General features: G+C 69.0%; 20 protein-coding genes. 5 read left to right on the top strand and 15 right to left on the bottom strand.

Annotated features, from left to right (window positions below):
- Positions 1 to 53: 53 nt before the first annotated feature.
- The 7 genes from EAS64_RS39410 to dacB form a co-directional block, all read right to left on the bottom strand.
- Positions 54 to 1865 (bottom strand): phosphatidylglycerol lysyltransferase domain-containing protein, encoded by a 1812-nt coding sequence (locus tag EAS64_RS39410; RefSeq protein WP_187366509.1) that lies wholly within the window; start codon positions 1863 to 1865, stop codon positions 54 to 56.
- 348 nt (positions 1866 to 2213) lie between these two features.
- Entirely contained in the window at positions 2214 to 2864 is a 651-nt protein-coding gene (gene folE, locus EAS64_RS39405; protein WP_145861728.1) for a GTP cyclohydrolase I FolE, read from the bottom strand.
- A 9-nt stretch (positions 2865 to 2873) separates the two neighbouring features.
- Positions 2874 to 4877 carry an ATP-dependent zinc metalloprotease FtsH gene (gene ftsH / locus EAS64_RS39400; RefSeq protein WP_145861726.1) on the bottom strand — a complete coding sequence of 668 codons (2004 nt, stop codon included), beginning with the start codon at positions 4875 to 4877 and terminating at the stop codon, positions 2874 to 2876.
- Between the two features lie 169 nt (positions 4878 to 5046).
- Positions 5047 to 5613: a hypoxanthine phosphoribosyltransferase gene (gene hpt, locus EAS64_RS39395; RefSeq protein WP_145861724.1), complete on the bottom strand. Its 567-nt coding sequence runs from the start codon at positions 5611 to 5613 to the stop codon at positions 5047 to 5049.
- A gap of 59 nt (positions 5614 to 5672) precedes the next feature.
- Positions 5673 to 6635: a tRNA lysidine(34) synthetase TilS gene (gene tilS / locus EAS64_RS39390; protein ID WP_246116090.1), complete on the bottom strand. Its 963-nt coding sequence runs from the start codon at positions 6633 to 6635 to the stop codon at positions 5673 to 5675.
- A gap of 2 nt (positions 6636 to 6637) precedes the next feature.
- Positions 6638 to 7747: a zinc-dependent metalloprotease gene (locus EAS64_RS39385; RefSeq protein ID WP_145861860.1), complete on the bottom strand. Its 1110-nt coding sequence runs from the start codon at positions 7745 to 7747 to the stop codon at positions 6638 to 6640.
- Between the two features lie 105 nt (positions 7748 to 7852).
- Entirely contained in the window at positions 7853 to 9310 is a 1458-nt protein-coding gene (gene dacB, locus EAS64_RS39380) for a D-alanyl-D-alanine carboxypeptidase/D-alanyl-D-alanine endopeptidase (RefSeq protein ID WP_145861722.1), read from the bottom strand.
- 140 nt (positions 9311 to 9450) lie between these two features.
- On the opposite strand from dacB, the gene EAS64_RS39375 reads away from it, so the two are divergent.
- On the top strand, positions 9451 to 9942 hold the full coding sequence (locus EAS64_RS39375; protein ID WP_145861720.1) for an inorganic diphosphatase: 492 nt from the start codon (positions 9451 to 9453) through the stop codon (positions 9940 to 9942).
- A 9-nt stretch (positions 9943 to 9951) separates the two neighbouring features.
- Here EAS64_RS39375 and EAS64_RS39370 read toward each other — a convergent pair whose 3' ends face one another.
- Entirely contained in the window at positions 9952 to 10899 is a 948-nt protein-coding gene (locus EAS64_RS39370; RefSeq protein ID WP_222849944.1) for a hypothetical protein, read from the bottom strand.
- Positions 10900 to 11127: 228 nt separating this feature from the next.
- On the bottom strand, positions 11128 to 11838 hold the full coding sequence (locus EAS64_RS39365; RefSeq protein WP_145861716.1) for a hypothetical protein: 711 nt from the start codon (positions 11836 to 11838) through the stop codon (positions 11128 to 11130).
- Between the two features lie 135 nt (positions 11839 to 11973).
- Between EAS64_RS39365 and EAS64_RS44235 the strand changes: the two genes are divergently transcribed.
- Together EAS64_RS44235 and EAS64_RS39360 are read left to right on the top strand one after the other, a co-directional pair.
- Positions 11974 to 12114, top strand: coding sequence for a hypothetical protein (locus EAS64_RS44235; protein WP_187366507.1), 141 nt, complete (start codon positions 11974 to 11976; stop codon positions 12112 to 12114).
- Between the two features lie 186 nt (positions 12115 to 12300).
- Positions 12301 to 12984 (top strand): Crp/Fnr family transcriptional regulator, encoded by a 684-nt coding sequence (locus EAS64_RS39360; RefSeq protein ID WP_281283386.1) that lies wholly within the window; start codon positions 12301 to 12303, stop codon positions 12982 to 12984.
- Between the two features lie 495 nt (positions 12985 to 13479).
- Here EAS64_RS39360 and EAS64_RS39355 read toward each other — a convergent pair whose 3' ends face one another.
- The 5 genes from EAS64_RS39355 to EAS64_RS39340 are packed head-to-tail and all read right to left on the bottom strand — an operon-like array spanning position 13480 to position 16822.
- Positions 13480 to 14286: an MBL fold metallo-hydrolase gene (locus tag EAS64_RS39355; protein ID WP_145861714.1), complete on the bottom strand. Its 807-nt coding sequence runs from the start codon at positions 14284 to 14286 to the stop codon at positions 13480 to 13482.
- Entirely contained in the window at positions 14283 to 15206 is a 924-nt protein-coding gene (locus EAS64_RS39350) for an NUDIX hydrolase (RefSeq protein WP_246116089.1), read from the bottom strand. Before EAS64_RS39350 ends, EAS64_RS39355 begins: the two co-directional genes overlap by 4 nt.
- A gap of 11 nt (positions 15207 to 15217) precedes the next feature.
- On the bottom strand, positions 15218 to 15685 hold the full coding sequence (locus EAS64_RS39345) for a RidA family protein (protein ID WP_145861712.1): 468 nt from the start codon (positions 15683 to 15685) through the stop codon (positions 15218 to 15220).
- Positions 15682 to 15837, bottom strand: coding sequence for a Sp36 family protein (gene sp36 / locus EAS64_RS44230; protein ID WP_187366506.1), 156 nt, complete (start codon positions 15835 to 15837; stop codon positions 15682 to 15684). The genes EAS64_RS39345 and sp36 overlap by 4 nt, the downstream gene beginning before the upstream one ends.
- Positions 15838 to 15847: 10 nt before the next feature.
- Positions 15848 to 16822 (bottom strand): SPFH domain-containing protein, encoded by a 975-nt coding sequence (locus EAS64_RS39340; RefSeq protein ID WP_145861711.1) that lies wholly within the window; start codon positions 16820 to 16822, stop codon positions 15848 to 15850.
- A gap of 263 nt (positions 16823 to 17085) precedes the next feature.
- On the opposite strand from EAS64_RS39340, the gene bagA reads away from it, so the two are divergent.
- Both bagA and bagB read left to right on the top strand, forming a co-directional pair.
- Entirely contained in the window at positions 17086 to 18096 is a 1011-nt protein-coding gene (gene bagA / locus EAS64_RS39335; protein ID WP_145861709.1) for an ATPase BagA, read from the top strand.
- 124 nt (positions 18097 to 18220) lie between these two features.
- Positions 18221 to 19399: an ATPase BagB gene (bagB, locus tag EAS64_RS39330; protein ID WP_145861854.1), complete on the top strand. Its 1179-nt coding sequence runs from the start codon at positions 18221 to 18223 to the stop codon at positions 19397 to 19399.
- A gap of 109 nt (positions 19400 to 19508) precedes the next feature.
- On the opposite strand, the gene EAS64_RS39325 is transcribed toward bagB, so the two are convergent.
- Positions 19509 to 19814, bottom strand: coding sequence for a WhiB family transcriptional regulator (locus EAS64_RS39325; RefSeq protein WP_145861707.1), 306 nt, complete (start codon positions 19812 to 19814; stop codon positions 19509 to 19511).
- Positions 19815 to 20091 lie beyond the last annotated feature (277 nt).

Genomic DNA, 20091 nt, shown 5'->3' with positions numbered 1-20091 from the left:
AACGGGAATGTTAGCCAGTCCGCGGCCGTGAACGAGGGGATCGTCCCCCCGGGCTAGGGTTCTCTGCGCTGGTGAACGCGGCGCCTGAGCTTGCCGATTCCCAGGGCGCGAGCGGCGCGCCTGGCGTGCCGCCTTATCCCGAGCCTCGGCCAGACCAGGAAGGCCTCGGCCTCGAGAGCGGCGAACGCGATGCGCGGCGCGTCCCTGCCACCGGGGAAGACAAAGAAGCGCGGCTCCCACACCGGGGAGAATTTCGCGTTGAACTTGTACAGCGACTCGATCTGGAACCAGCGGGAGAGGAAGACGAGCAGCCCGCGCCAGGCCTTGAGCACCGGGCCCGCGCCGATCCGCTCGCCGCGCTCGAGCGCGGCGCGGAACATGGCGAAGTTGAGCGATACCCGCTTGATGCCGAGCGCGGGCGCGGCCTTGATGGCCTCCACGATCAGGAAGTCGTTCAGCCCCGCCTGCGCGGTCTTGTCGCGCCGCATCAGGTCGAGCGACAGCCCGTCGTTGCCCCAGGGCACGAAGTGCAGTATGGCCCGGAGCACCCCGTTCTCCTTGGCGGTCACCAGGACGCAGGCCTCGTCGCCAGGAGCGCCAAGGCGGCCGAGCGCCATGGAGAATCCCCGCTCGACCTGAGTGCCCCGCCACAGGTCCGCCTCCCTGATGATCCCGTCGAGCTCCGGCCGCGGTATGTCGCCGACCCGGCGGACCTCCGCGGCGTACCCGTTCTTGGCGACGCGGTTCACCATCTGCCTGACGTTGCGCATCTGGCGTCCGGCGAGGCTGAACTCGCCCACGTTGACGATCGCCTCGTCGCCGAGCTCGAGGGCGGTGAGACCGCCCTCCCTGCACCACACCTCGGCGCCCAGTTCGCTGCACCCCATCACGGCGGGCCGCCATGCGTGGCGTTCCGCCTCGGTCAGGAACGCGCTGATGGCGCCTGGCCATGCCTCGGAATCGCCGAGCGGATCGCCTGAGGCGAGCATCACGCCCGCCACCACGCGGTAGCAGATTCCCGCCTTGCCCGACGCCGACCAGATCACGCTCTTGTCGTCGCGCAGCGCGAAGTAGCCGAGCGAATCGCGGTCGCCGTACCGGTTGAGCAGGTCCCTGATGCGGACCGCGTCCGCCGCGGCCAGGCGCGCCCTGGGCTTGGCCGAGCGCAGGAACAGGTAGATGGTGGCGACCAGGGTGAACGCGCCAAGCGCGCTCGTCAGGATGTGGTACAGGTCGGCGCGCCCGTCCACGGCCCACTGGACGCGCCCGTAGACGCCGAACAACTCGTAAAGCACGTCCTGGAACCGCTCGGTGAATGTGTAGGTCCCGGCGAGCGGGCCCACCGCCAGATAGCCGAGTCCGATGGCGAAGTCCATCACGACGAGGACGACGAAGACCTGGAGCACGGTACGCCGAGACCGCGGGTCGCCGACCGCGTAGAAGTCGCCGTGCCGCCAGAGCAGGACGCCAAGTAGGACGATTCCCACGAATGCGGAGATCGAGAGCAGGTGCGGGAAATGCAGGAAGTGAACGACGATGTTGAATGCGAGCAGCGCGATTACCGCCTGCCACGCCGACCGCTTGCGTCGCCGCAATCCCCTGGCCAGCATGAGCAGCAGCAGGCCGATGATGACGTCGGAGGCGCGCGCGGCGTTGGTTAGCGACCCCGGCACTACCTCACTGAACTTGTGCAGCCGTTCATGCCAGTCGGGCTTGAATACCGCGAGTACGTCGGATACGCCGATGAGAAAGGTGAGCAGGGCGGCGACCACGGGAATCCAGGTCAGCCGCGTGCTGCTCTTGATGGCCGGCGGGCCGGGCTTGATGTCCCGGTCCGAGCGCTCGGCGGAAGTACTCTCGGTCATGTGCAATCTCTTGTCAGGCCCCGGATCACGGTGCAGCAGCGTAGTCATGACCGTCCCGCCATGTGCCGCTTCCCGGATCCGCTGAGAATTTTCCTAAATCCCACGGCAACGTCGCACCGCGCGGGACGGCGGTGTGCCGCCACTGCACGTTCCCCACACACGGTACCCCCAAGGGTTCCCCGATGGACTAACGACTAGTAAAGACAAGTCGGCAATTAATAATACGGACAGGACAACCCACTCGGTTCGCTCAATAAGCGCCGTTTTCCGCTGCCCCGTCACAGCCCGATTAAACCCTGACATATCGGCCGGGCCAAATACGGAGGACACCTCCGGATTAACGCTCTGCTACCTATTTCCGAAGAGCAGCGACATCGCCTCGGCACGGGTCCGCGCCTCCTTGCGGAAGATGCCGCGAACGGCGGAGGTCACGGTCTTGGCGCCCGGCTTGCGCACGCCGCGCATGGACATGCACAGGTGCTCGCACTCGAGCACCACTAGCACGCCGCGCGGCTCGATGATCCGCATCAGGGCGTCGGCGATCTGGCAGGTCATCCGCTCCTGCACCTGCGGCCGCCGCGCGTAGACGTCCGCCAGCCTGGCCAGCTTGGACAGGCCGGTGATCTCGCCCTTCTCGTTCGGGATGTAGCCGATGTGCGCCTTGCCGAAGAACGGCACCAGGTGGTGCTCGCACATGCTGTAGATCTCGATATCCCGCACCAGGACGATCTCGTCGTGCTCGGAGTCGAAGACGGTGGTGAGCACGTCCTCGGGACGCTGGCGCAGGCCGGCGAACTGCTCGGCGTACATCCGCGCGACGCGCGCGGGCGTGTCCGCGAGCCCGTCCCGCTCCGGGTCCTCGCCGACCGCGATCAGGATCTCCCTGACCGCGTGCTCGATCCGCGCCTGATCGACGGGCCCCGTCGCGGAGCCAGGGGACAGCCGCCCCGCCTGCGGCCGATCGAGCTCGAACTGGTCAGCCACAGGCTTATCGCTCATCGCCACGCCCTAATCGTTCTCTGACGAGCCGCCGTCAAGCCCGTAGCCGAGCGCCTGCCCGTTCGCCGGGCCGGGGATGCCGTCGAGACCTGAGCTCGCGGATAGCGCAAGCTCCTTCGGCGACATGACCGGCGGCCGGTCCGACGGCAGCCGCTTGCCGTAGCCCGTGTAGGTGCCGCGCACTGAGCGCCTCTGGACGGGGGCGAACACCTCGAGCACCTGCTTGCGGGAGAGCGTCTCGTGCTCAAGTAGCTGGAGCACCAGGTTGTCGAGGACGTCGCGGTACTCGACGAGCACCTCCCACGCCTCATCGTGGGCGGCCTCGATCATCCGCTTGATCTCCTCGTCGATCGCCGAAGCGATCTCCTCGGAATAGTCCCTGGCGTGCGAGCGGTCCATGCCGAGGAACGGCTCCGCGTCGCCGCTGCCGAACTTCCGCGCGCCGAGCCGCTCGCTCATGCCGTACTCGGTGACCATCGCCCGGGCGATCTGCGTCGCCTTCTCGATGTCGTTGGCCGCGCCGCTAGTCGGCTCGTGGAAGATGATCTCCTCCGCGGTCCTGCCGCCGAGCAGCATCGCCAGCTGGTCCTGCATTTCGGCGCGGGTGGTGAGGAACTTGTCCTCGGTCGGCAGCGCCATGGTGTAGCCGAGTGCCCGGCCGCGGGGAATAATCGTGACCTTGTGCACCGGGTCGGCGTTGGCCATCGCGTGCCCGACCAGGGCGTGGCCGCCCTCGTGGTAGGCGATCAGCTTCCGTTCCTTCTCCGACAGCAGCACGCTCTTGCGCTCGGGTCCGGTCATCACGCGGTCGATGGCCTCTTCGAGCGCGGCCATGTGGATCTGCTTGCCGTTGGTGCGCGCGGTCAGCAGTGCCGCCTCGTTGATCACGTTGGCCAGGTCCGCGCCGGTGAAGCCGGGGGTTCGCCTGGCGATGATGTCCAGGTCCGCGTCGGGTGCGATGGGCTTGCCGCGCGCGTGCACCTTGAGGATGCCCTTACGCCCGGTCAGGTCCGGCTGGGCCACGACGATCTGCCGGTCGAAGCGGCCCGGGCGCAGCAGCGCCGGGTCGAGGATGTCCGGCCGGTTGGTGGCGGCGATCACGATCACGCCGCCCTTGGTGTCGAAGCCGTCAAGCTCGACGAGCATCTGGTTCAGCGTCTGCTCGCGCTCATCGTGCCCGCCACCGAGGCCCGCGCCACGGTGCCGTCCCACGGCGTCGATCTCGTCAACGAACACGATCGACGGAGCGTTCGCCTTCGCCTGCTCGAACAGGTCGCGGACGCGGGATGCGCCGACGCCGACGAACATCTCCACGAAGTCGGAACCGGAGATCGAGTAGAACGGGACGCCAGCCTCGCCCGCGACCGCGCGGGCGAGCAGCGTCTTGCCGGTTCCTGGCGGCCCGTAGAGCAGCACGCCCTTGGGGATCTTCGCGCCGATCGCCTGGAACTTAGCGGGATTCTGCAGGAACTCCTTGATCTCCTGGAGCTCCTCGATGGCCTCGTCGGCACCGGCCACGTCCGCGAAGGTGGTCTTCGGCGTGTCCTTGGTGATCAGCTTGGCCCGCGACTTGCCGAAGTTCATCACCCGGGAGCCGCCGCCCTGCATCTGGCTGAGCAGGAAGAAGAAGAACAGCGCGATGATCAGGTAAGGAATGAACGTCTCAAGAATCGAAAGCAGCGCGCTCGACTTGGGGATCTGCACGTCGTAGCCGCCGGGCAACTGTCCCTTGTCGTACTGGGACTGCAGCAGGTTCTGCAGCTGGATGCCCTGGCCGTTAATGAAGTCGGCCTCGTACTGCTTGCCGTCATTCGCGGTGACCTGGATCGTCTGGTTCTTGTCAGTGAGGACGGCGGACTTGATCTGACCCTTCTGGATCATCTGGACGATCTGCCCGGTGTCCTTCTGTGTGTAGCTGCTACCGGAGTTGGCCCAGCCCAGGGTGATCGTGATGACAAGCACCGCAAGCAGCACCAGCAGTAGCGGTCCGCGGAAAAAACGCTTCAATTCCATTGTGAGCGACCCCCTCGGCCCGGGGCCGTTCCCTCCTGACCAGCCTCACGTCCCGCCGACCACCGGCGGCACTGCCTGCGTGCCATGCTTTATTCCCTCACACCGCCGGCCCGCAAGGCCGACCGTGCACAACGCACAGTGATTACCTGACGGTACATCAACGCTTTCTTCAGCGGGATGTGTTCCCCCCGTACACCTCGGGGGCCAGCGTCCCGATGAAAGGAAGGTTACGGTAGCGCTCGGCGTAGTCCAGCCCGTAGCCAACCACGAACTCGTCGGGCACGTCGAATCCGGTGTACGCCACCTCGATGTCCATCTGCGCCGATGACGGCTTGCGCAGCATCGCGGCGATCGCAACGGAGGCGGGATCACGCGACTTGAGGTTGCCCACCAGCCAGGACAGGGTCAGGCCGGAGTCGATGATGTCCTCGACGATCAGCACGTGCCTGCCGCTGATGTCCGCGTCCAGGTCCTTCAGGATGCGGACGACGCCGGACGACTTGGTGCCCGAGCCGTACGACGACACGGCCATCCAGTCCATCTGCACCGGCAGGTGCATGGCGCGGGCCAGGTCGGCCATCACCATGACCGCCCCCTTGAGCACGCCGACGAGCAGCAGTTCGCGGCCGGCGTAATCGGCGTCGATCTGCGCGGCCAGTTCCTCGGTCCGCTTGCTGAGCTGCTCGGCGGTGATGAGCACCTCTTTCAGCGCGGGCCCCATGTCACCAGCGTCCACGTTCCCGCTCCCTTCATCAAGTCACAGGCCAGTCGAAAGCACTGCCAGTCGGAAACAATTCAGCCGAAGAGAATCAGGCCGGACCGGCGCTGTGCCCGGACGCCGCCCGGTAGGTCAACACCGCGCTGGCCGTGCCAGGCGGTGACCAGTTCCTCGATGCTCGCGACGTGCGCCGCGGTCAGCGCACCCGCCGGGCACCCCGCCGCGAGGGCAGCCGAGCGCAGCACCCGGGTCCGCACGGCCGCGGGCAGCGCCGCGAGCGAGGCTGCGGACAGTGGGGAGTCACCACGAACCCGTTCGGCGTCTGCGATCTCTTCCAGCACCTCCGCATCATCCCGCAGCTGGCCGGCGGTCCGCGCCAGGGCCTCCGCCACTCCGGGACCGAGCGCGTCCTCGAGCGCGGGCAGCGCGTCGAGCCTGACCCGGACCCTGGCGAACCGGCGGTCAGAATTATGCGGGTCCGTCCACGGGCTGAGGCCGAGCGCCGCGCACGCCGCGTCGGTGACCGTCCGGCGCACGCCGAGCAGCGGCCGCAGGAAGATACCGCGCCGCGCCGGCATGCCCGCGAGCGACCGCGGTCCCGAGCCCCTGGCGAGCCCGAGCAGAACCGTCTCCGCCTGGTCGTCGAGGGTGTGGCCGAGCAGGACGGCGTTCGCGCCGAGGTCCGCCGCCGCCTTCTCGAGCGCGGTGTACCTGGCCGCGCGCGCCGCCGCCTCCGGGCCTCCAGGACCGTCGACGGTCACGGTCACCGCGCGCACCGGGTCGAGGCCGAGGCCGCGCAGCGCCGCCGTCACCTCCGCCGCACGGTCCGCCGAGCCCGGCTGCAGGCCGTGATCGACGGTGACCGCCCCCGCCCGCAGGCCAGCGCGCGGTGCCACGAAGCCGAGCGCGGCGGCGAGCGCCAGCGAATCGGGGCCGCCAGAGCAGGCGGCGAGCACCAGGTCTCCGGGCGCGAGGCCGTCAACCGCGGCGCGTACCGCGTTGCGCACCGAGGCCACGGCCGGGGACAGGGCGCCGCCCACGGTCAGGCGACCCGCTCAAGCCATTCGCGCGGGTTGCTGATCTCGGCACGGGTGGGCAGCGTATCCGGCGAGGTCCACACCTTGTTGAACCCGTCCATCCCCGCCTCCGCCACCACCGTGGCGACGAACTGCGAGCCCTGCTCATACTGCTTCATCTTCAGGTCGATGCCGAGAATGCGGCGCAGGATCTGCTCCATCCGGCCGGTCGAGCCGCGCCGCTGCGAGAACTTCTCCCTGATCTCGGCCACCGACGGGACCACCTGCGGCCCCACCGCGTCCATCACGTAGTCGCCGTGCCCCTCGACCAGGGTCATCACGGCGGTCAGCTTGTCGAGCAGCGCCCGCTGAGCCGGCGTCTGCATCGCCTCGACGAGGCTCTCGCCGTCGCCGCCGCGCACCGCGCCCGCGACCGCGCCCGCGGCCGACCGCAGCCTGTCGATGATCGCGCCCGGGTCCAGGTCGGAGGCGAGCAGGAACTCGGTCATCATGCCCTGGACGTAGCCGCGCAGCCACGGCACCGAGGTGAACTGCACCCGGTGCGTCTCCTCGTGCAGGCAGACCCAGCGCCTGAAGTCGTGCGGGTCGACGCCGAGATCGCGCTCGACCATGACGATGTTGGGCGCGACAAGGGTGAGACGGCCGACACCCGGGGAGCTGCCGTTCGCCGCCGCGCCGTTGAGTCCGTTGGCGGACGGCGTGCCGCCTCCCTCGCCCGGCGGCAGGAACAGCTCGTACTGGCCGAGCACGCGGGAAGAGAGGTAAGCCAGGATCAGGCCCGCCTGCGCGCCGGTGACCCGGGAGCCGACCGTTCCGATGACGGAACCCGCCGCGGGCACGGCATTGCCGCGCTCGGCGAGCTTTTCCGCGAGCGGTTCGAGCACCACCCGGAACCCGCCCACGTTCGCCCTGATCCAGCCCGGCCTGTCAACCACGGCGACCGGCCCGACGGAACCCTGGCTGGTCAGCCCGGTCACCTCGCGTACTGGCTGTTGGACAACGGCGGTCAGGCCGCGCAGTTCCGCTACCACCGCGCGGGCGTCCGCGAGGCTTACCTGAGGCCCTTGCTTGGCGAACCGGACGCCGGTGGAGATCGCGGTGTCCCAGTCGATCATCTGTGCGCTGCTCACGTTCCTACCGTACGTGCTCGCCGGAGTGAGTGGCAGAGGCCACCCAGTGCCTGCCGTGTCGCGCCTGCCGCGTGCGCCCGCGGTGTCGCGTCAGCGGCAGCCGCACGTGGCGAGCCCGGCGGCCGCCGCGTCGATGTCGTCTGCCGCCTGCTGCAGCTGCAGCGCGGTCGGCACCTGGGGTGCCATGATCGCGAAAAACAGCAGCCTGCCGTCCTTGTCGTAGGCGAGGCCCGCCAGCGTCGCCACGGTCGCCAGGTTGCCGGTCTTGGCTCGCACGACGCCGCGCGCCGACCCGCGGGCGATGCCGCCGATTCCGCCGAAGACGCTGCCGCCCTTGGACAGCGTCCCGTTGAAGCCGGCGACAGGCAGGCCGGTGATGGCGCCCGACAGCCTCGGCGTGCGCGCGGCGACCGCGATCGCGCGCACCAGGGTCTGCGGCGCGATGCCGTCCTGCGGCGACAGGCCGCTGCCGTCGACCAGGCTGACCGGCGTCGTGATGCCAAGCCGCCGCAGTTCGCGGACCTCGGCGGCGGCCGCGCCGGTGAACGTGGCGGGCATGCCGAGTGCGATCGCCACGTGCCGCGCCAGGTTCTCCGCGATCACGTTGTTCGACTCGAGCAGCATCTGCTCGGCGATCTGGACAAGCGGCGGCGAGCTGACGCGCGCGAGCACCCGGGCGGACGCCGGCGCGGTGGCCCGCTCCGGTGCGCCGGTGACGGTGATGCCGTTCTTTTCTAGCTGCGCGGCGAATGCGCTCGCGGCCATGCCCGCCGGGTAGGTCGTCCGCGGCCGGAAGTTCACCGGGTCGTCCTTGTCCTGAGGCTCGCCGCCGGTCGTCAGCCGTCCCTGGTCGACCTCGAGAGAGACGACCGGTGTGACATTTCCCGTGGAGACCAGCCCGTAGGTCCATCCCGCCGCCATGTCGGACCCGGTGTACAGCGAGGTGTCATACCCTAGCCGGACGGACCGGTGCCCCTGTGACTTGAGTGCCTTAGCGGTGCTCGTCGCGAGCCGGGCGAGAGTGGCCGGCTGCGGGTAATCGGAGGAGGGGTATCCATGCACGGCCAGCGTGGGGTCGCCGCCTCCCGCCAGCACGATGCTGCCGCCAACCTGGCGGACGACGGTGCTGAAGCGCGCGTCGGGCCCGAGCGCGGCGAGCGCGGCCACCGCCGTCAGCACCTTGGTGGTGGACGCGGGGGTGGCGGTCGCGGTCGCGTTGGCCGAGTAGAGCACTCGCCCGGACGCCGCGTCGGCCACCTCAATGCCGACGTTTCCGCCGGTATCGGCCGCGGGCAGCGCCGCAGAAAGCATGTCGAGCAGTCCCTTGGCGGTGGGCATCCCGGCGGCCTGCGCCTGGCCCCCGGCCGTCCCCGCGGGGGCCAGTACCGATGTGGCCTTGATTACAGGCGCCGCGGCGGTCAGCGGGACATGCAGCCGTGCGAGACGCGGCGGCAGCATGTGCGCCACGACCAGCCCCGCGGCGAGCGTGAACACGTTTACCAGGGCGAGCGTAGCCAGGGCCGTGATCCGGGTACGGCGCACGAACATACCTTTCACGGGATGCGGGTGTGCACAGCTTAGAGCGCGCACCGCGGGCTGTCGTCCTCCCCGGAGGACCCGCCGTCCTCGTCCGCCGCTGCGACGGGCGACAATGGAGTAAATCAGAAAACTAACGCGTGGAGTGATTCATGAACGTCGAAGTGGTTATCGAGATCCCCCGAGGTCAGCGGAACAAGTACGAGGTCGATCACCGGACCGGCCGGATCAGGCTTGACCGCATGCTGTTCACCTCGACCAGGTACCCGGCCGACTACGGGTTCATCGAGGACACCCTGGGCGGAGACGGTGACCCGCTTGACGCGCTCGTGCTGCTTGAAGAGCCGACATTTCCCGGTTGCCTGGTCACCGCGCGGGTCATCGGGATGTTCCAGATGACCGACGAAAAGGGGCCGGACGACAAGGTCCTTTGCGTCCCGGCGAGCGACCCGCGGATGGCCCATCTGCAGGACATCACGGACGTGCCTGAGTTCGACCGGCTGGAGATCCAGCACTTCTTCGAGGTCTACAAGGACCTGGAGCCCGGCAAGTCCGTCGAGGGCTCGCACTGGGCGGGCCGCGACGCGGCCGAGGTTGAGGTGGAGCGCTCCCGCAAGCGCTTCGTCGATCACGAGTCGCTCTAGCTTCAGGCTTCAAACACCAAGATCACTCTGAACGGGTGCGTGCGCCGCCTTCCCGGCTCGCACGCACCCGTACGCGTGCTGGCCCGCTTCCGCGGTTATCGCGGCCGCCCGTGCGGCGATCGCGGCGTGCACGTCGCGCAGCAGGTCGCCGCCCAGGTCCGCGAGACCGCCAGAGACGAGGACGGCGGTCCTCGCGGCCGTCGCCGCCAACGCCAGCTGGCCATCGGCGGCGAGCAGGGTCATCGCACGGACGGCGGCGGCCGCCCAGTCCGGTGCGGCGAGCTGCAGGTAGCGAGGCGCCGCGACAAGCCAGCCGGGTTCCCGGGTGACGACCGCTTCCGGGGGGTACGGGGGGTCGTCCCCCCGGGTGACAACCGCCAGCCGCTCGAGCACGCCCGCCGCGAGTTCCAGCCCGGCCTCCGTCTCGGCGAGTCCGTCGCCGTGCTGGCCGCTGGCAAGCAGGCAGCGGCCGAGGTGAAAGCGTGCTCTTGCCAGGCCGATGTCCCGCTCCTCCTGGTCGGCGGCGGGCGCCTTCAGGTACATGCCGACGACCTCGCGGAGCAGCCCGATCGCGTCGCCCGTGTTTCCGGCCGCGTCAGACGCGAGGGCGATCCTGGTGAGCACGTCGATCCGCGGCACTTCGTATGCGGCGGGGTCGGCCTCCGCGAGTGCCGCGTAATGCCCGGCCGACTCGGTAAGCATGGCGATGGCCTGCCAGGCGCCGCCGCCGTAGCGGGCGTGCGCGCATAGCGCGGCGGCGAGTTCCGGCGCGTGCAGTGCTGGATCCGCCGCGTCGGCGCACAGCTTCCTGCTGATGAGCAGCGCCTGCCCGGAATGGCCTGCCGCCTTGTCGTGACTGCCCTGCAGCCCGGCCCTGATCGCCTCGCCGAAGTGGAAATCGTAGCGGCGCTTGAGTGTGTCGAAGCGGTCCGGCTTACCGCCGGACACAGCTGGCACGACGCGGGCCGCCGTGTGGCGGTCCTGCCGCCCCTGACCCGCCATGAACATACCGCGAACCCCTCACAGGGAAATCAAGCCCTTAGAAAGATCGTGACATAACAGCCGGTAACAGGCAATACACGGATTGAAGCGGAATGTCCGTCTAAAAATTACGGCCGTGACAGTCGCTATTTCTTGAGCGCAAAGCAATTCCGTGGTGCTGCTGTGACGCGGGGATGCGGCCGGTTAGCCGGCCGCGGCGTCAGCCTCCGCCTTCGCGGTGCTCGCCACGAGGTCAAGGAAGCCCGAGGTCTGGCCGAAGGTCTCGCCGACCGTGTGGTCGGCCAGCAGGTCCTGGTAGGCCTCGTAGCGGCTCAGCTCCCACTCCTGGCCGCGGGGCGGCAGCGTCTCAAGCGCGGGCACCGGAAGCGAGCGCCAGTTCCACTCGGTGATCGGCGCGTCGCCGCCCGCCTCCTCATCGGGGCACGGCTGGATGAAGTCGGCGTGATCGGCGTAGTAGCCCATCCGGTTCCGCACGAACCGCAGCCCCGCCAGCATGGTCTCGAGCGTACGGCGCTGCGCGGCAGGCATTCTGGCAAGGGCCTCGTCATACTCGTCCGGGTAGTACCTGACCAGGGTCGCGTCCACGATCGTCACCCACCAGACGGCCTCGCCGATCACCGCGAACGCCTCGGCCCGGTTGCCCGCCTTGGTCCTGCCCAGCCGCCCCGTAGTGTCCTGCATGGCCGTGATGGCCCAGCCGAGCGCGCTCGTCTGGGTGCCCTGCCGACGGCGGGTCTCCCAGTTCTCGCTGCCCCACTTCTGCTGGTCCCTGTTGACCCGGTTCCAGTTCTCGCGGTTCCACGCGACCCGGCAGCGAGCGGAACAGAAGCGGGCATGCTCACGCTTCGGCTCGAATTCCGAGCCGCAGCGCTCACATCGCCTAGTCTCCGCCATTTCGCCATGTTACGCGTAACATCGAAGGCCACCTAGGCGAGCTTGCGGAACTTCGAAAGAACAACTGGTAACCACGGGGCAACAGGAACCCCACGTGAGCAGCCGGAACGGTGTCAGGTAACCAGCCCGAGGCGGATGGTTGCGGCAGCCGTACGGCCATCGGCGGATGGTTGTCACAACCATGCGGGCGCCGCGCTCCCGGTCACCGCGCTCGCCATCGACAGGGACACGATCGCGACGACGGCCAACCACACCAGGCCGGCCGCGGCACGGTGACATCGTTGGCCCATCCATCCCTCGTGCGATCATTTGGCTACACAGCGTAGTCAAGGAGGACGGGAAAGCTAGGGAGATCCGTGCACCTTTATCGGCGTAGGCGGGAATACTTTGCTTGCCAGGCACGGAGCATGACGCCCCATGAGTCACACTTAGTAATGCAAGGTTGGCAGCAAGGAGGATCCGGTGGAGAACACCGAAGGAGTGCTGAGACGAGCACCCCTGTTTGACGCGCTTGACGATGAGGGCGCACGCGTGCTTCGCCGTCAGATGTCTGAGGTAAAGCTTTCCCGTGGTGAGCACCTGTTCATGGAGGGCGACGACGGCGACGCGCTTTACGTGGTGATCGAGGGCAAGATGAAGCTCACCCGGGCCGCGGCGGACGGGCGCGAGAACCTGTTGAGCGTCGTCGGCCCCGGCGAGATGTTCGGCGAGCTGTCACTGTTCGACCCGCGGCCGAGGACATCATCGGCGAGCGCGGTGACTGACGCGGCGCTCGCATCGCTCAAGCACGAGGCGCTGATCCCCTGGCTGCGCGAGCGGCCGGACGTGTCGCTGCACATGCTGCGCCAACTGGCACGCAGGCTGCGCCGCGCCAACGACGTCAATGCCGACCTTGTCTTCACCGATGTGCCCGGCCGGGTTGCCAAGAACCTGCTCGACCTCGCTGAGCGGTTCGGCAACCAGGAGTCTGACGGATTGCACGTGCACCACGACCTCACCCAGGAGGAGCTCGCTCAGCTGGTCGGCGCGTCGCGCGAGACGGTCAACAAGGCCCTCGCCGACTTCGCGGCCAGGGGCTGGCTGCAGATCTCCGCCCGCTCGGTCCTCATCCTCGACCAGGAGCGCCTGCGCAAGCGCGCCCGCTAGCGGGCGTGCGGCCGCCGGGTCACACCGTCCCATGAGATCGTGGGTCACTTGCGGCAGTCGGCACCTAGGGCAAGCCGGTCATTTCGGTGATTGTGGATCATTTGCGACGAATGCGCACTGCGACTACTAGCGCACAGCCGGGAACGGGGGGACCGACCCGGCTGGTCACGGTCCAACAGGTCATCGCGTAAGAAAGGGGGCGTGATAGTGCCCCCTTTCTTACGCGATGCGGAATCTGCTAGGGGACCACGGTGACCGGCCATTTGCCCGCCCGGACCAGGCGGGCTGCCTGGCCTGATGAGCCGAGCGCGCGGGGACGGCCGACTGTCGAGGAAGGGTCTGCCGGCTTTGCTTAACCGCCGGTGGGAGAAAGGGTGCAAAGCGGACCGGAATGTGGTCGCCGGTTAAGCAATGATGGGAAAAGTGGTCGGCGGTTAAGCAAAGAGATCTGATCGTCGCGGGCGTCCGCACCAGTGGGACAACTACCAGGCGGAGTCAGGCGCCGAGGTAGTCGAGCTGGGCGCGGACTGACAGCTCGGCGGCGGGCCACAGCGACCGGTCCACGTCCGCGTACACGATCGCCACGACCTCGGGAGGTGTGCGCGCTCCCGCGGCAAGCGCGGCGCGCACCTGCTCGAGCCGTTCCCTGCGGTGCGCGATGTAGTAGTCGAGCACCCCGGCCGGATCGCTGAGCAGCGGGCCGTGTCCGGGCAGCAGCACCCGCAGTCCGGCCACGTCGGCGAGCGCGCGCAGATCGTCAAGCGTCCGCAGGTAGTCGCCGAGCGACCCGTCATGGGCGATCACGGTGGTGCCCCTGCCGAGCACGGTGTCGCCGGTGAGCAGCGCGCCGTCGGCGTCGAGCAGCAGGCTGAGCGAGTCGGCGGTGTGCCCAGGCGTCGCGATCACCCGTAGCGTGCACCCTCCGGCGTCAAGCACCGCGCCGGCGGTGAACCCCTCGCTGCCGAGCCGGTGCGCCGGGTCGAGCGCGCCGACCGGGGCGCCGGCCAGTTCCGCGAACCTGGCTGCGCCCGCCGCATGGTCGGGGTGGCCGTGGGTGAGCACGATCTGCGACACCCGGCGGTCCGCCGCGGTTGCCTCGCCGAGCACCCGCCGCAGGTGCGCCTCGTCATCGGGCCCGGGGTCAACCACGAGCACGTGGGTCGAGCCCGGCTCGCCGATCACCCAGGTGTTGGTGCCGTCGAGGGTCATCGGCGAGGGGTTGGGCGCCAGTACCGACCAGGCACGCGCGGTGCCCATGCCGGTGACCGCCTTGCCGTCCGTACCCGGCCTGATCTCGCTCATAGGGGGTACCCCGCCTCGTCGGGGATGACCAGCCATGCCTCGCCGTCCTGGAGGACCAGGCGCGGCTGGACCGGCGCTATGGTCCGCGTGGTGCCGAGGATGTCCGCGACGCCGCCGCCAGCCGCGACGGTGGACGCGAAGTCGTTCAGAGTGGTCGCCGTCGGCGGGAGCAGCGACATCTCGCCGGACTTGGCCGCCGCGATAGCGCCAGCGGGGCGGACCCACGCCACGTGATCGGACTCCGCCTCGTGCCCGGTCGCCTGCTGGCCGTCGGGCAGCGCCGCCGCGAAGAACCGCGCGTCGAACCGGCGGGACTCACCTTCCGGCGTGATCCACCGGGTCCACGGGACGAGGAGGTCCGCTCGCAGCACGAGGCCGCGCCGACTGAACAGCTCACCGAGTGTCAGCGTGCCCGCGGTCAGCCCCGCACGGTCCGCGTCCCAGGACGGCCCCGATGGCGTGGCGGTCGATCCGTCGGGCGTCCCGGCAAGCAGCACGCCTGATTCCTCGAACGTCTCCCTGACCGCCGCGCACACCAGCGCCCGCGCCACCTCGGCCGACGCGCCGAGCCTGGCGCCGAATTCCGCCGGCGTCGGCCCTTGCCAGCCGATCTCCGCACCGTAGTCGGCGGGATCCACCGAGCCGCCCGGGAAGACATAGGCGCCGGGAGCGAACTTCATCGCCGCGGTCCGCCGCAGCATGAGCACCTCGACGTCCTGGTCAGCCCTGTCCCGGGGGGTGCGGCCAGGGGGGATGGGGGGCAGGTGCCCCCCATGCCTGGGAGCAGTCGTCCCCCCGGGAGACCTGAGCACCATGACCGTCGCCGCGTCGCGCGGCACGACGGGAGTAGCACGTCCCTGTTCAATATCGGCGAGCCGCGCGGCGGTCTTCTCGCCGAACCATTCCAGTTGTATCCGCACGCCTTCCCCGCCTAGTCGCCGACCTCGGCGATGAGCTCGACCTCGACCGGGGAGTCGAGCGGCAGCACCGCCATGCCAACGGCGCTGCGCGCGTGCCGCCCCGCGTCGCCGAGCACCTCGATGAGCAGTTCGCTCGCGCCGTTGGCGACCTGCGCCTGGCCGGTGAACGAGGGCGCGCTCGCCACGAAGCAGGTGACCTTGACGATCCGCTTGATGGCGTCAAGACCGCCGGCCACGCTCGCCGCGGCCGCGAGCGCGTTCAGCGCCGCGGTGCGGGCGAACGCCGCCGCCTCCTCCGGCGCCACGCCGTCGCCGACCTTGCCGGTGCCCCGGAGCTTCCCGTCCGCCAGCGGCAGCTGGCCCGAGGTGTAGACGTAGCTGCCGGTGCGCACCGCTGGCACGTAGGCGGCTACGGGCGCCGCCACCGGCGGCAGCGTCAGGCCCGCCGCCGCCAGCCGTTCCGACGGCGTGCCGCTCATTCCTTCGGCCGCTTCATGTAGGCGACGAGCTGCTCGGCGTTCGGGCCGGGCACCACGGCGACGAGCTCGTAACCATCATCACCCCAGTTGTCGAGTATCTGCTTGGTCGCGTGCGTCAGCAGCGGCACGGTCACGTACTCCCACTTGGTCATGCGGATCACACTAGCGTTCTGTAGCGGGAACTTCCTCGCCGGGCGCGAGCTCCGGCACGGCGGGAACATCGGGCACCGGCGGCACGTCGCCGATCGCGGGCACGCCCACGGGCGGAGCCACGGCGGCATGCGAGATCGCCGCCTCCGCGGCCGCAACCTCCGCGTCCCCGAGGTCCTGCGCTTCCGCGTCGGCCAGGGCGGTCGAACCCGTCGGCGCGATCGGCCCTGGCGCCATCTTCTCGAAGAACCGCAGTAGCTCGACGGGGACCGGCATGACGAGCGTGCTGTTCTTCTCGCCCGCCACCTCGACCACGGTCTGCAGCAGCCGGAGCTGCAGCGCTGCCGGGTCCTTGGCCATGACCGCGGCAGCCGCGGCGAGCCGCTTAGACGCCTGGTACTCACCGTCCGCGGTGATGATCCTGGCGCGGCGCTCCCGCTCCGCCTCCGCCTGCCTGGACATGGACCGCTTCATGCCCTCGGGCAGCGACACGTCCTTGATCTCCACGCGCTCCACCCGGATGCCCCACGGCTCTTCCGTCGGCTCGTCGATGATGCGCCGTAGCTCCCTGTTGACGATCTCGCGCTCGGCGAGCAGCTGGTCCAGCTCCGACTGGCCGATGATGGACCGGAGCGAGGTCTGCGCCTGCTGCGAGATCGCGTTCATGTAGTTCTGCACGTTGACGGTGGCCTTGATCGGCTCGATCACACGGAAGTACACCACCGCGTCGACCCGCACCGACACGTTGTCGCGAGTCATGCCCTCCTGCGCGGGCACAGTCATGGCGATGATCTGCATGTTGACCTTCTGCAGCCGGTCGCCGATGGGCCTGATGAAGGTCAGGCCTGGCTGCACCACCTCGGGCTGCACCCGGCCGAACCGGTACAGGACGCCCTTCTCGTACTGCTGAACTACCTTTATCGACCGCGAGACCGCGATCACTCCCGCGATCACCAGGAGCACGATGACAAGAATTACAGCCTCCACGCCGATTGCGCCTCCTCAGATAGCCGCGACCGTAAGGGCCTGCAATCAGCCTAATCCGCACGGGGGGTGTCCGGTGCATTACGGGCGCAGCCACGCACCCGTTCTGGATGAACCGTGATCTTTTTCTCGGCCATTCGCCGGATACGCCGCCGAACGGGCGACGCGCCGGCCTGCGCGGAACCGGAACGTACCGGTCGGCGGGCGGCGATAGCCTCCTGTAGAGCGCACGACAGGGCGCTCGCGATCACGACCAGGGACAGGGTATGGCGAGGGATACCGACTGGGATGGCGTGCGGCTGCACGTCGTGACCGGCAAGGGGGGCACCGGCAAGACCACCGTGGCCGCTGCCCTCGCACTCGCTCTGGCGCACGCCAGGCGCAAGGTGCTGCTGATCGAGACCGAGGGACGGCAGGGCATCGCCCAGCTGTTTGACAGACCGCCGCTCCCCTACGAGGAGCGCAAGATCGCCATCGCACCCGGGGAGGCGCACGACGGCCGCGATCCGGGCGGCGACGTCTACGCGCTCGCGATCGACCCGGAGGGCGCGCTACTCGACTACCTGCAGATGTTCTACGGCATGCGCAGCGCGGGAGTCGCGCTGAACAGGCTCGGCATGGTCGACTTCGCGACGACGATCGCGCCCGGCCTGTCCGACGTGCTCGTCACGGGGAAGGCCACCGAGGCGACGAGACGCAAGCAGCCGGGCACCCGGACCGGCTTCACCTACGACGCCGTCGTGCTCGACGCGCCCCCCACCGGCCGCATCGGGCGGTTTCTCAACGTCTCCGCCGAGGTATCCGGACTCGCGAAGGTGGGGCCGGTAAGGACACACGCGGACACCGTAGCCAACGTCATCAAGTCGCCGCAGACCGCAGTGCATTTCGTCTGCACGCTCGAGGAGATGCCGGTACAGGAGACACTCGACGGCATCGCCGAGATCCGCGCGGTTCCCGGCATGCAGGTCGGCGGCATCATGATCAACATGGCGAGGCCCGTGATGCTCAGCCGCGAAGAACTCAAGGTGCAGCCGGACCTGGCCGCGATGGCCGCGGCGCTCAGCGCGGCGGGCCTGTATGACGCGGAATCACTCGCCGGGTCCCTCGCCGATGAGCTCAGCGAGCATGCTCGCCTCGTTGAGCTCGCCGACCGCGAGCGGTCCGAACTCGAGGCGGCCGGCCCGCCGATCTACGAGCTGCCGCTGATGGTCGAGGGCATCGACCTGGCCGCGCTGCACAAGCTGGCCGCAGAACTGCGCGACCAGGGCGCGGCGTGAGCCGGACCCGCCAAAGGGCGCGCCCCTGTTCTGGACTGAGGAGCGACGACCGAGGAACGAGGGAGGAGCGACGAGGGAAGAACAGGGGTCCCGAGCGCCCGGCGGCGGAAGGAAGTACAGCTTGATGCAGAACCCGGAACTCGACATCGACAGGATCATCGAGGACAGGCGCACCAGGATCATCGTGTGCTGCGGTTCCGGCGGTGTCGGCAAGACCACCACGGCGGCGGCGATCGGCCTGCGGGCCGCGGAGCGCGGCAGGCAGGTCTGCGTGCTGACCGTGGATCCGGCTCGCCGCCTCGCCCAGTCGATGGGGCTGTCGTCGCTGGACAACACGCCGCGGCTTGTCGACGGCGTCGACGACGCGGCCGACGGCAGCCTGCACGCGATGATGCTCGACATGAAGCGCACCTTCGACGAGATCGTCGAGGCGCACGCGGACCCGGCGCGGGCCGCGCAGATCCTGGCCAACCCGTTCTACCGGTCGCTGTCGTCGAGCTTCGCGGGCACACAGGAGTACATGGCGATGGAGAAGCTCGGCCAGCTGCGGCGCTCCAACGAATGGGACCTGATCGTCGTCGACACCCCGCCAAGCCGGTCGGCGCTCGACTTCCTCGACGCGCCGGAGCGGCTCGGCCGGTTTCTCGACGGGCGGCTGATCAGGCTGCTCACCGCCCCGGTGAAGGCCGGCCGCCCGTTCGGGCGGGTGCTCAACGCCGGGTTCTCCGTGATGACGGGCGCGGTGACCAAGCTGCTCGGCGCGCAGGTGCTGCGCGACGCGCAGACGTTCATCACCGCGTTCGACACGATGTTCGGCGGCTTCAGGGAGCGCGCAGAGGCGACGTACACGCTGCTCCAGGCCCCAGGCACGTCGTTCCTGGTGATCGCGACCCCAGAGCCCGACGCGCTACGCGAGGCCTCGTACTTCGTCGAGCGGCTCGCCGAGGAGCGGATGCCGCTCGCCGGGCTGATACTCAACCGGGTGCACGCGGCGGGAGTCAGCCAGCTGAGCGCGGCGCGGTCGGTCGCCGCGGCGGAGACCCTGGAAACGATGATCCAGAACGAGGGCGAGGCTACCGCGTCACCGGCGAATTACCCAGCCAATGCGGCGGGCCTGACCGCGGCCGCATTGCGGTTGCACGCGGAGCGGATGAACCTGGGACTTCGGGAGAGGCGGGTGGCCGGGTCTTTCATGTCGGCGCACCCGGCCGTTCCCGTCATCGAGATACCTGCACTGCCAGAGGATGTGCACGACCTCGCCGGGCTACGGCGCATCGGCGGATGCTTCGGTCACACTGGCTGACGTGAGGGGGCCCGCCGCGCTTGGCGGGATCTGGTTTCGGCCGGCGTCGTTGCCGGCCTGGCGCACCAGCAAGCCGCTGCGGATCTGCCGGATTGCTATGGCAGCGGGGTCACGCGCTCGCGACGAGCTCGTCGATGCCCTGGCGCTCGTAACGGTCACGGGCCGTCTCGAGCAGTTCGCGCCACGACTTGACGTCGGGCCTGCGGCGCAGCAGAGCGCGGCGCTCGCGTTCGGTCATTCCGCCCCAGACGCCGAACTCAATTCCGTTGTCGAGTGCGTCCGCAAGGCACTCGGTGCGGACCGGGCAGCCCCGGCAGATGAGCTTGGCGCGGTTCTGGGCAGCACCCTGGACAAAAAGCTCGTCAGGGTCAGTCCCCTTGCAGGCGGCGCGTGTGGTCCAGTCGGTGATCCACATGTGCCCAACTCCTCTTGATCGCCGGGCACACATGTACCCGGGCGGTCTGCATTGACGGATTGCATGTCGTGCGGGTGTGCGGCCACCCAGGCACGGTTACCTGTTCGTGATAAAGGAACTTACGGAACAGGTGGCACTTCTGCCAAGACCCCGGTATGGCCATTTCAGAGATAGTCCTGATGGGCTATGTACAAGCCATCCCCTAGTCACCTATCGGTTCCGGCCGCACCCCCAGTGTGACGAAACGGGCAGCGTAATGGCCTATACCAATGATCGG

It is taken from the genome of Trebonia kvetii, assembly GCF_007827045.1.
Classification (GTDB): domain Bacteria; phylum Actinomycetota; class Actinomycetes; order Streptosporangiales; family Streptosporangiaceae; genus Trebonia; species Trebonia kvetii.
This window is presented reverse-complemented; position numbering and strand designations above follow the sequence as displayed.